The 12,291-nt window shown below is 32.5% G+C and carries 9 protein-coding genes and 1 pseudogene; 9 read left to right on the forward strand and 1 reads right to left on the reverse strand.

Features of this window, described 5'->3' with window-relative positions:
• Window positions 1-233: 233 nt before the first annotated feature.
• The 6 genes and pseudogenes from U472_RS04800 (at window position 234) to U472_RS04820 (ending at window position 6,760) form a co-directional block, all read left to right on the forward strand.
• Window positions 234-611 carry a cell division protein ZapA gene (locus U472_RS04800; protein ID WP_068716086.1) on the forward strand — a complete coding sequence of 126 codons (378 nt, stop codon included), beginning with the start codon at window positions 234-236 and terminating at the stop codon, window positions 609-611.
• Window positions 612-1,097 carry a CvpA family protein gene (locus U472_RS04805; RefSeq protein WP_068716088.1) on the forward strand — a complete coding sequence of 162 codons (486 nt, stop codon included), beginning with the start codon at window positions 612-614 and terminating at the stop codon, window positions 1,095-1,097.
• A gap of 20 nt (window positions 1,098-1,117) precedes the next feature.
• Complete coding sequence (gene polX, locus U472_RS04810; protein WP_068716090.1) at window positions 1,118-2,794, forward strand: DNA polymerase/3'-5' exonuclease PolX; 1,677 nt, start codon at window positions 1,118-1,120, stop codon at window positions 2,792-2,794.
• A 73-nt stretch (window positions 2,795-2,867) separates the two neighbouring features.
• Window positions 2,868-3,695, forward strand: a complete 828-nt coding sequence (locus U472_RS04815) for a CvfB family protein (protein WP_068716092.1) — start codon at window positions 2,868-2,870, stop codon at window positions 3,693-3,695.
• A 250-nt stretch (window positions 3,696-3,945) separates the two neighbouring features.
• Window positions 3,946-4,116 (forward strand): annotated as a pseudogene (locus U472_RS17650) (thioredoxin family protein); the annotation flags it as partial.
• 271 nt (window positions 4,117-4,387) lie between these two features.
• Window positions 4,388-6,760, forward strand: coding sequence for an endonuclease MutS2 (locus U472_RS04820; RefSeq protein WP_068716094.1), 2,373 nt, complete (start codon window positions 4,388-4,390; stop codon window positions 6,758-6,760).
• 56 nt (window positions 6,761-6,816) lie between these two features.
• On the opposite strand, the gene U472_RS04825 is transcribed toward U472_RS04820, so the two are convergent.
• On the reverse strand, window positions 6,817-9,192 hold the full coding sequence (locus U472_RS04825) for a transglycosylase domain-containing protein (protein WP_068716095.1): 2,376 nt from the start codon (window positions 9,190-9,192) through the stop codon (window positions 6,817-6,819).
• 459 nt (window positions 9,193-9,651) lie between these two features.
• Between U472_RS04825 and tyrS the strand changes: the two genes are divergently transcribed.
• The 3 genes from tyrS (at window position 9,652) to U472_RS04840 (ending at window position 12,266) form a co-directional block, all read left to right on the forward strand.
• The gene (gene tyrS / locus U472_RS04830; protein ID WP_068716097.1) at window positions 9,652-10,872 is read left to right on the forward strand and encodes a tyrosine--tRNA ligase; all 1,221 of its coding nucleotides are present in this window, start codon (window positions 9,652-9,654) and stop codon (window positions 10,870-10,872) included.
• 73 nt (window positions 10,873-10,945) lie between these two features.
• Window positions 10,946-11,602: a sporulation protein YunB gene (gene yunB / locus U472_RS04835; RefSeq protein ID WP_068716099.1), complete on the forward strand. Its 657-nt coding sequence runs from the start codon at window positions 10,946-10,948 to the stop codon at window positions 11,600-11,602.
• A gap of 10 nt (window positions 11,603-11,612) precedes the next feature.
• Entirely contained in the window at window positions 11,613-12,266 is a 654-nt protein-coding gene (locus tag U472_RS04840) for a beta/alpha barrel domain-containing protein (RefSeq protein ID WP_068716100.1), read from the forward strand.
• Window positions 12,267-12,291: the final 25 nt, after the last annotated feature.

Here is a 12,291-nt window from a genome sequence, read left to right on the forward strand (position 1 = left end):
CTCAGGATAGCAAGGTTTTCTAGCATTTGGGGAAGGATTTTAATAATACTTTGGTGAATATTTATATAGTTAGGAATATTTTATAATAATATTAAAAATATTTTGTTAACATTACTTATATCTTTTATAATTTAGTAAACTTTATTAATTAAACGTTTATGAATTATAGATTATTAATTTAATCTATTTATAAAGTAATAAATAACATTAAAAACTCTTTGGAGGGAATAATATTGAGTATAGAAAATTCTTCTAATAAGTCTGAGGTTAAAGTAGAAATTCTAGGTGAAGAATATAAAATAAAAGGTGATGAGTCACCTGAATATATTAAGAGCATAGCACTCTTTGTTGATGAACATATGAAAGAGATTCAAGAATATGCACCATCAATTTCTAGAAATAGAATTATAATATTAGGTGTTATGAATTTAGCGGATAAGCTATATAAAGTACAGGAGATGAATGGAAAATTAAAAGAAGATAATACTAAATTAGAGAATAGTTTTAAACAAATTCTTTCAGAAAATAATAAGTTAAAGGAACAGTATATGGCTTTAAAAGAAGAGTATGAAGAATTCTTGGACTTAATTGAGAAGGGGGAGTTAGATTAATTGGATTTGAACTTAATAGATATCGTAGTTATTATTCTTGCAGTGGTATTTATGGTTAAGGGATATAAGTTAGGATTAATTAAACAGTTAACTGCAATATTAGCTATTATAATGGCTATCTATGTTGCTCAAGAGCAGTATACAATTATTGCAGGCTTCTTAACTAAAGAATTTAGTCTTACTTCAAAGCTGGCAGAAGTGCTATCCTTCTTTATAATCATTATAACTGTTACTTTGGTGATTAATTATATAGGATATTTTCTTACTCAGTTGTTAGATATAATCTTTTTATCCTTTATTGATAACTTTGGCGGACTATTATTTGGACTCATTAAAGGGTTTTTAATTTTATATATTGGATTATTATTATTAAATATTATTCCTGTGGACTTGGTAGAAAAGGAGATTGCTCAATCTTATTTTGCTCCTAAGATATTAAGCTTTAGTTCGGTAGTTGATAAAAAGATAGAAGAATTCTCTAAATGATATTAATTGGAGGCAAATTTATGAATAATTTAATAGTCAGTTTAATCTTTGATAATATTATGAATTTGTTAAAGATAAAAGGAGCAAATAATTATAAAATCATAGCTTATGAAAAAGCTAGTAGATTAATTAGAGATTTAGAAATTGATGTAGCAGAATTAATTAAAGAGGATAGGTTGACAGAGATTTCTGGTATTGGAGAGGGTTTAGCAGAGAATATTAAAGAGATAGTCGAAACTGGGACTTGTCAAGATTATAATGATTTGGCTAAGGAATATCCTCCTACTTTAATCTCTTTATTGAAAGTTTCTGGTGTGGGTGTTAGTAAAGTTAAGCAATTTTATAGTGAAATTGGAATTAAAGATCTAGAGAGCTTGAAAGAAGAAGCCCAATCAGGAGCATTATCTCAACTATCTGGGATTGGCCCTAAAACTGAACAGAAAATTTTAGAGAGCGTAGACAAATTATTATCTGAAAAAAATAAGCTAGATTTAGGAGAGGCAGCTGGGCTAGCTTATCAGTTGAAAGATTATATAAAAGGCTTTAAAGAAGTTGATAGTATCGAAGTGGTAGGGGGTATTAGAAGGAGAGAAGAGATCATTGATGAGATTGATTTAGTTATAGTGACCAATGATTTTGAAAAAACAATTAAATCACTTGAGAAACTTCCTATTATTTCAGATGTGGCTAGGCTAGACGATGAAATTATTTTAGCAGACACCAAGTTAGGAATTGGAATTAAGATTTTTGAGACTGGTAATTCATTATTTTGGCAGAAAGTTTTTTGGTCAACAGGTTCTAAAGAATATAATCAAAAATTAAAGGAAATTATTAATGATGAAATAGAGGATAAAATAATAGGTACTTTTGAAGATGAGCAGGAGATATTTAAATTCATTGGTTTACCTTATATTATCCCTGAATTACGAGATGATTTAGAGAGTATAGATAGAGCTAAAAATCATAACTTACCTAGCAGTATTGAATTAAAAAATATTAAAGGTGATTTACATATGCATTCTAGATGGAGTGATGGGCGATATACAATTGAAGAGATGGCTCAAGCTTGTCAGCAAAAAGGATATGAGTATATGGCTATCTGTGATCATACTCAAGCTTTGACTGTAGCCAATGGATTAACACCTGATAGATTGAAAGCTCAGTGGGAAGAGATAGATAAACTAAACGAGACGTTAGATATTACTATTTTAAAAGGGGCTGAGGTTGATATCCTAGAGGATAGATTAGATTATGATGATGATATTTTAGCTCAGTTGGATATAGTAATAGCCTCAGTACATAGTGGATTTAATAATTCTAGAGAAAAGATAATGGGAAGAATCATGATGGCATTGGAAAATCCTCATGTCCATATTTTAGCCCATCCTACAGGAAGGTTAGTTCTAGGTAGAGGAGCATATAATATTGACTTTGAAAGACTTGTACATAAAGCCATAGAGACTAATACTATTTTAGAAATTAATGCTTCACCTAAAAGGTTGGACCTAAGTCATCAGCAGGTTAAATTAGCCCATCAATTAGGTGCCAAATTTATTATCAACACTGATGCTCATAAGGTTAAACAGTTAAATAATATGGAATTTGGTGTTGGAGTAGCTAGAAAAGGATGGTTAGAGAAAGATGATGTAATTAATACTTTAAGAGTAGATGAATTGAAAGAGTTCTTAGCTAGATAGTTTTATAATATAGTAGTACCTAAAAGTCTTGAGCTAAAACTTAGTATTAGTAATAATTAAAGGAGATGAAAAAGTGAAGATAGGAAGGTATAATGAAGGAAAAGTAGTAAAAGAGACTGATTTTGGTTTATATTTAGAGATAGATGGTGAAGAGGTACTTTTGCCTAATAAATATATTCCTGAAAATACTGAGATTGATGATAACTTAAATGTATTTATCTATAAAGATTCTGAAGATAGACCTATAGCAACAACACTAACTCCTAAAGCAGGGGTTGGAGACTATGCATATTTAGAGGTAAAGGATGTTACTAGAATCGGTGCTTTTTTAGATTGGGGATTAGAAAAGGATTTATTGGTTCCTTATAGAGAGCAACCTGGTAAGATGAAAAAAGGTAAAAGTTATGTGGTAAGAGTTTATCTTGATGAAGAGACAGATAGAATAGTGGCTACAGAGAAGTTTGATAGGTTTATCAATCATAGTAAGTTAGATGTATCTGAAAATGATGAAGTAGATATCTTAATTTATAGGTATACCGATTTAGGAGTGGAAGTAATAGTTAATAATAAATATTATGGATTAGTCTACAGTGATGATATCTATAAAAATTTAAAGATTGGACAAAGATACAAAGGATATATTAAGAAGGTTAGAGAAGATAATAAAATAGATGTAAGTCTACGAAAGCCTGGTTATGGTAGAATAGAGGATGCAAAAGATAAAATCCTTAAGAAGTTGAAAAAAGAGGAAGGTTTTATCTCTTTAAATGATAATAGTTCTCCACATCTTATTAAGAAGTTGCTACAGATGAGTAAAGGTACCTTTAAGAAAGCAATTGGGGGGCTTTATAAAGAAGAGATTATAGATATAACTGATGAAGGAATTAAATTAAGAGATTAATTTTGACTAGTTTAAGTTATATATAAGTGATTAATAGTTGTTTCTTGTATATGGTAAACAGGTAAATATAAGAGACCTTTAATCTAATTAGATTGAAGGTCTTTGCTTATGAATATTGATACTAGGAGATATTTTATTAAAGTATTAAATAAGGGAGGTAGCTTAATGATTAATCTAAAGGAGGGTATTGACTTTCAAGGGTATCTCAACTCATCTAAAGAAGAAATAACTCTAGACATATCATCGGGTCAATTTAGCAGCCAATACTAAAGAAATCATAATTGAAATAACAGATAATATAGATATTATAATATTTGCAGAGATATATTGTCTAGATTGTAGGATACTCATGCCTTATTTGGAGAAGATGAGAGAGTTAAACGATAATATCTCCCTATATATGTTCACGCACAGGATATGAAGATATAATGGAAGAATATATAGGGGTAGCTCGGATTCCTACGATTCTAAGATTTGATAATTCTAATTAAGTTATAGGGCAACTAACAGAATTTTCTCAAAATTTTAAAAAAGAATTAGAGGATATCGAGGAAGAAGAGAAGATAGATTTGATTAAAGTTTATAGAAGTGGCAAATATAATAGGTTAATAGAGCAGGAGATTCTAGAAGAGATAATTCTGAGATAACTAGATTCTATAATAGGAATCTTGATAAGAAAGGTGATATATTGAATGGATAAACATACATTGAAAGTTTTGGAATTTAATAAGATAAAAGAGCAGTTACGAAAGCATATCAGTAGTAAGTTGACAGAGACCTTTGTCGATAATTTAGAACCTAAAACTGAGATTGATTATATTAGAGCAAGGCAAGAAGAGGTAAGTCAGGCTAAACAGATTTTAGTAAAGGAAGAGAGACCTCCCTTTGGTGGAATCTATAATATTAGAGATTCCCTAACCAAAGTAGAGAAGGATATTGTGCTATATGGGGATGAGCTATTAAATATCTTAAATACCTTAGTAACTGGTCATAGGTTGAGTAGTTATTTTGTTAATTTAGTTGATGAGGATAATGAGTATTATAGAATAATCAATATAGCCAGCAATATTGGAAGTTTTAAGGAGTTAGAGAAGACTATTAAATTAGCAATTGATGAACGTGGAGAGGTTAAGGATGATGCCAGTCCTCGTTTAAGAGAGATTAGAAAGAATATTAGAAGGACCAGTGAGGGGATTAGAGATCAATTAAACTCTGTTATCAATTCAAGCCGTTATCGTAAGTATATTCAGGAATCTGTAATTACAATTCGTGATAATAGATATGTAATCCCCATAAAAGCAGAAGCACAACATCAAGTGCCTGGTATTGTCCATGACCAATCAGCTAGTGGTCAGACTCTATTCATTGAGCCTATGCCTGTAGTTAAACTTAATAATAAGCTTCGCCAGTTATCTTCTCAGGAAGAAGAAGAGGTTTATCGAATCTTAAAGGGATTATCTTTAAAGGTAAAAGAGAGAGTAGATGATATTAAAAATACTGTACAGATATTAGCGATATTAGACTTTATCTTTGCCAAAGCAAAGTATAGTATCGAGATAAGTGGTTCAGAACCTTTACTTAATAGTGATAGAGAGATTAGATTAATTAAAGCTCGCCATCCATTGATAACAGGTGATGTAGTGGCTAATGATATTGAATTGGGTAGAGACTTTGATACCCTTGTGATTACTGGACCTAATACTGGAGGTAAGACGGTTACCTTAAAGACTGTGGGCTTACTGATTTTAATGTCTCAGTCTGGGTTACATATCCCGGCATTGTCAGGTTCTAGCCTTGGAATCTATCATCAAGTCTATAGTGATATAGGAGATGAACAGAGTATCGAGCAGAACTTAAGTACCTTCTCTTCTCATATGAATAATATCATTAAGATTATTGAAGAGGTTGATGATGATTCTTTAGTGTTATTAGATGAATTAGGGGCTGGTACTGACCCTGCTGAAGGTGCAGCTTTAGCTATGTCTTTATTGGACTATTTACATCAAAAGGGTGCTAAGACTATTGCTACAACCCATTATAGTGAGCTTAAAACTTATGCCTACTCTAATGAAGGGGTGGAGAATGCTTCAGTAGAATTTGATGTGGAAACTTTACAGCCTACTTATAGACTCCAAATGGGGCTACCAGGTAGTAGTAATGCCTTCCAAATAGCCAGTAAACTAGGGTTGAGAGATGATATTATTGAAGGTGCTAATAAGCTATTGGCAAAGGATAATATTGAGTTAGATAATATCTTAAAAGAGATTGAACGAGATAGGAAAGAGTACAATGATAAGAAGGAAGAAGCAGAGCAAATTAATCAAGAAGCAAAGAGACTTAAGGAGGAGTATGAAGATAAGCTCAAGTCTTTAGAAGAGAGAGAAGAAAAAGAGTTAAAAGAGGCTTATCGAGAAGCCAATAAGATTATCAAAAGAGCACAGGATAGAGCAAATAAGATAATAGAAGAGTTAAAAGAGAAGGAACGTGCCAGCGATAGAGAGATAGAAGAGGCAAGAAGTGGGTTACGTGAAGAACGTAAAGGTCTTAAAAATGAAGAGGGTAAGTTGGTTGAAGAAGCAAGACAGAATAGGGGAATCCCTAATTTAGAGGTTGGAGATAAAGTTAAAATTGTTAGTTTGAGTAAGAAAGGCGAAGTTCTTCAGTTATTCCCTGATAAGAAACAGGCTCTGATTCAAGCAGGTATTATGAAGGTAAATATAGATTTAAGAGATTTGGAGAAGGTTGAAGGTAATCAACAAGAGAAAGAGGATAGTAACTTTACTAAGGTCAACTATAGTAAAGTTAAAGGAAATAAAGCAAGAAATATCTCTCCTAAATTAGATTTAAGGGGAATGAGAGCCTTAGATGCCAAGATGAAGGTAGAAAAGTATTTAGATGATGTGATGTTAACTAATTTAAGTCAGATTGAGATTATTCATGGTAAGGGTACAGGTGTCTTAAAGGATGTAGTCCATGAGATTCTAGATGATTACCCAAGTGTACAAGAATATAGGTTTGGAAAGCCTCAAGAGGGTGGTTTTGGGGTTACCATAGTAAACTTTTAATAATACTTTTAATAAAAAGGGAGCTAGGACTTAAGTCCTAGCTCCCTTTTTATTTATTATTCTCTACCTCTTAACAGGTTAAAGAAGTCAAAGATCTTATCTTTAATCTCTTCAGCTGGATTTGCTGGAGCATGAATATCGCACTCTTTTGTTGGAATAGTTTCAAAGATATAATTTCCTTCTTCATCTGTTAATGGTAATTTAGTTTCTGGGTCAATCTTCTTGATTGGAACTCCAGTTCCATCAACAATAATACCTGTCTCTACTTGATAAGTTTTAGTTACTATTTCCTCTGGAGGGCAGTAGTCTGTAGCTATCAATCCTGTAGACTTATCAATCTTTATCTCAGCAGTAGCTTTATGCAAAGTTCCAACTTCTGTTGGTTCTGTACCTTCGATAAATAACTCTTCTCTTCTTGTCACAATTGGGCAATATTGGTTAGGTAACAGACCATCTTCAATACAGATCTCTTTAGCAATAATATTATTTGGTCTTTTAAATTCTTTTACTGGTCTATTTTCAACAACCTTCTTCATATAATCTCCCCAGATTTTAGATGCTTCTCCACTAGATACGATATTTGTTTTAACCTTACCAGTACCGTCTTTAATCAGGTTTCCTTCCTTATCTTTCATTTGATATTCCATTCTAGTTGGAGAATCTTCGCCAAGCCAGACTGATGTTACTAAATCAGGGGTGTAGCCTACAAACCAAGCATCAGTGTAATCAGAGGTTGTTCCAGTCTTACCAGCAGCAGGTCTACCTAAATAAGCTCTCCAACCAGTTCCCCAGACTAAAGGTCCTCGAGAGATAGCAGATTTAAGCATATCTGTTACTAAATAAGCTACGCTCTCATCAAGGACAATATTGCGATGAACTTCATTAGATAATATTATATTACCATTATTATCTTCAACTTTAGTGATAGCAATAGGGTCTGTTTTGATACCACCAGTAGCAAAGACTCCATAGGCTGTTGCCATCTCTAGAGGTGTAAGCCCTTTTGTTAATCCACCTAAAGCCAAAGATAAGTTTCTATCTTCAGGTACTAGGTTTCTAATTCCTAAACTCTTAGCAACGCTAATAGTATTATTAATACCCACTCTTTCCAGTAATTTAACGGCTGAAACATTAAGTGATTTTGCTAAAGCTATCCTCAAAGTAGTTGGACCATGATATTCTCCGTCATAGTTTCTAGGAATCCAAAGCTCATCTTCATCACCATTGAGTGTTGTTTTATATCCTTTAGGAGTATCATCTACCACAGTTCCAGTTCCAGCACCTTGTTTGATAGCTGTAGCATAAACAAAAGGTTTAAAGGCAGAACCTGGTTGTCGATAGGCTTGAGTTGTACGATTGAATTTATCATCACCACGACCACCAATCATAGCCTTGATATAGCCAGTATGAGGATCAATAGTAAGTAAAGCTATCTGTGGTTGAGTCTTACTCTGACCCTTTTCTCGAACAATAGTAGGGAGATAGTTAGTTTCAAAGGCATTATCTACTGTCTCTTGAGCTTTTTTCTGCATATCCAAATCTAAAGTAGTATAAATCTTCAATCCACCTGTATAAACTTGTTTAGCACCAAATTTGTCAAGTAACTCTTTTCTAATATATTCAACAAAATAAGGAGCAATCTCAGCATTATTCTCTTCAGCCCTTTCGAGTTTAATCTCTTCAGTAATTGCTTCTTTATACTCTCTTTGAGTGATATATCCCTGTTCTAACATCTTTGATAAGACAAGGTTTCTACGTTTTCTAGCCTTTTCTATATTTCTGTAAGGAGAATAGCTATTAGGTGCTTTTGGTAATCCTGCTATCAAAGCTGATTCAGCAAGGGTTAATTCCTCTACATCCTTGTTGAAATAAAATTTAGCAGCACTTTGTACACCATAAGCACTATGCCCTAAAAAGATCTCATTTAGATAAAACTCAAGAATCTCTTTTTTAGTATACATCCTTTCAAATTGCATAGCGATATACATCTCTTGTAATTTACGTGAGAATAATTTTTCATGGGTCAAAAGAGCATTTTTAGCCAATTGCTGAGTAATGGTACTAGCACCTTCCACCTTAGCCATTGCCTTAATATCTACCCAGATAGCTCTTAAAATACCTCTAATATCTATTCCATAATGCTGATAGAATCGTTCATCTTCGATTGCTACGATAGCATCCTGTAAATTCTTTGGAATCTTTTTAATAGGTACATAAATTCTATCCTCTTTATATAGTTTAGTTAAAACTTCACCATTGGAAGCATATACTACACTACTTTCACTTGTCTGCCATTGACCATAATCAGAAATATCAGGGCTTCTTTTGATAATCCACGTGACACCACCGATTGTGGCTCCCATTCCAACAGCCATAGCTAATATAATTAATATTATAATTAGTTGTTTAATCTTCTGCCTGTCTTTAGACAATATACTCCCTCCTCTAAAAGATAATAGATATATTATAGGTTCTTATTATATTATTTATAATATTTTTAAGAGATTTCATAACTATTCTATCAAGGTAAAAGATAATTTGCCATTATCTTTTTATCCCCAGATATTTCCTATAAGTTTAACTTACAAGAAATATTATATTTGTAGTAAATCAAATATCTATTATAAGACCTCTAAATATTATAACATAAAATAGACTTTATATATAGTAAATTCCCTGTTTAGATACTAATCATACGGAGTAGATGGATTATTTTTACATATTTGATATTGGACTATACTTATGATATAATATTAAAAATGTATTTTCAGATAATAATCGCTCTTTCTCTATATATACAGAGAAAAGAGTTTTTTAATGTTCAATATTAGACTATTGATATAAATAACTTTAAAATACTATAGATAGTATTGATGATAGGGGGCTAGGTAATGGAAATTGCAGAACAATTAAAGATAATTAAACGAGGCATCGATGAGATGATTGGTGAAGAGGATTTAGTTAAAAAGCTTAAGAAATCTGAAGAAGAAGGAAAGCCATTAAAGATAAAATTAGGGCTAGATCCAACTGCTCCAGATATTCATTTAGGGCATACTGTAGTTTTGCAAAAATTAAAGCAGTTTCAAGATTTAGGTCATGAAATTATCTTATTAATTGGTGATTTTACTGGTAGAATTGGAGATCCAACGGGTAAATCTAAGGCTAGAACTCAATTGACTGAAGAAGAGGTTAAAGAGAATGCTAGAACTTATGAAGAGCAAATCTTTAAGATATTAGACCCTGAAAAGACTAAGGTAGTCTTCAATAGTCAATGGTTTGGAGAGATGAGTTTTACTGATGCTATTCAGTTATCATCTAATTATACAGTAGCTAGAATGTTAGAAAGAGAGGATTTCTCTAAGAGATATTCTAATAATCAACCAATTAGTATCCATGAATTCTTCTACCCAATCTTACAAGGTTATGACTCAGTAGCAATCGAAGCTGATGTTGAATTAGGTGGAACAGATCAGAGATTTAATCTATTAGCAGGTCGTAACTTACAAAAAGAGTATGGTCAAGAGGCACAAGCTATTATTATGATGCCTTTATTAGAAGGTTTAGATGGTGTAGATAAGATGAGTAAGAGTAAAGGAAATTACATAGGAATTAATGAAGCACCTAGTGAAATGTTTGGTAAGGCTATGTCTATGCCTGATGAGCTTATCACACGTTATTTTGAATTATTAACAGATATTTCATTAGAAGAGCTCAATGATATTAAAGAAGGCTTAGCTAATGGTGAATTACATCCAATGAAGATGAAGAAGAAGGTTGCTAGAGAGATAGTGACTAAATATTATGATGAAGAGACTGCTTATGCTGCTCAAGAGGAGTTCGAACGAGTATTTAAAGAGGGAGATACTCCCGAGGATATTCCAGAAGTAGTGCTTGCTACTGATGAGTTAGAGGATGGTAAGCTATGGATTGTTAAGTTGGTTGCTGCTACAGGTTTAGTAGATAGTAATAGTGAAGCGCGTCGTATGATTAAACAAGGTGCTGTTAGTATAGATGATGAACGATATGATAAGATGAACTTAGATATAGAAGTGAAAGATGGAATGATTATCAAAGTTGGTAAGAGAAGATTTGCTAAGATAATTTTAAAATAAAAAGTTTATTAATTTAGAAATAATTCTGCACAAAATCACCCTTTAATTAATAAGATATTAAGGGGTGGTTAGAGTGCTTTTTTTCTTGAAAAGGTTTGTAAAAATTGGGTTAGTAGTAATAATAATCTTTTTTTTAATCTTTATAATATTGATAGAAACTACTTTGCAACCTATTTTAAATGATATTTGTGAAGTTGAAGTGACAGGTATATTAACAACTGTTATTAATAAAGGTATTAATCAAGCTAATAGTGGATTATCTTATAATGATATGGTTAGGATTCAGACAAATAAGCAGGGGCATATAATTTTAATGGAACCTAATTTAAAATTTGTAAATAAATTATCTTCTGATATCACTTTAGAAATACAGAGGAGATTAAATAATCTTACTGAACAAATTATTACTATACCTATCTCTCAGATCTTTGGGGTGGAGATTTTATCTAAATTCAGTCCAAGAATAAATGCTCGAATAATACCTCATGGAGCAATAAAGACTGATGTTGTTGATGAGTTTGATTCTGTTGGTATCAACCAGACACGCCATAGGCTCTATTTGAAGGTTGATACTAAAGTAAGGGTAGTTGTCCCTCTTACAGGTGCAGAGATAGCTGTAAGTACACAGGTTCCTATGACTGAGGCTGTAATTGTCGGTCAGGTTCCCCAAGTATATGTAGGACTAGAGAAAGGATTGTTTAAAGAAGGGATAATCAAGAAGAAGGAGTGAAGATATCACTATGAAGAAGGAATTTAAAGTTAAGACACCTTTATATAGTAAATGTATAGAAGTGCCTCAAGTTATTCACAAGGCTACGGGCATACATATTTTAAGCCGCTTTGTTAAGTCAATTATATTTACTACCGATGTTGTAGTGATTAAGAATAATAATGCTGATGCGATTATGGCTGTTTATCCTTTTACACCTCAACCTATACTCTCTCATGCCTTAGCTACAGTAGCTAATATGCCATTAATGGTTGGAATAGGTGGTGGAACTACTCAAGGGGATAGAGTAGTAGAACTTGCGTTAGATGCAGAATTTCAAGGGGTATTAGGAGTAGTCTTAAATGCTCCTATCGATAATAAGACTTTATCAGCTGTGCGGCAGGCTGTGGAGATTCCTATTATTGTCTCTGTTATATCTACAGAAAGAGTAGAAGAGAGGTTGAAAAATGGAGCTGATATTCTAAATGTCTGTGCAGGAAAAGATACAGTTAAAGTAGTTAAATATATTAGAGACAGATATCCCGATGTTCCTATTATGGCTACAGGTGGTTCAAGTGATAAAGCGATAAAAGATACTATTGATGCAGGTGCAAATGCTATCGTTTATACACCTCCAACTACAACCCAATTGATGAAGGATTTGATGGCAACTTATCGGACTTAATTTCAAAGCAGGCAGCTGCCTGCTT

The sequence above is a fragment of the Orenia metallireducens genome (assembly GCF_001693735.1).
GTDB classification, from domain to species: domain Bacteria; phylum Bacillota; class Halanaerobiia; order Halobacteroidales; family Halobacteroidaceae; genus Orenia; species Orenia metallireducens.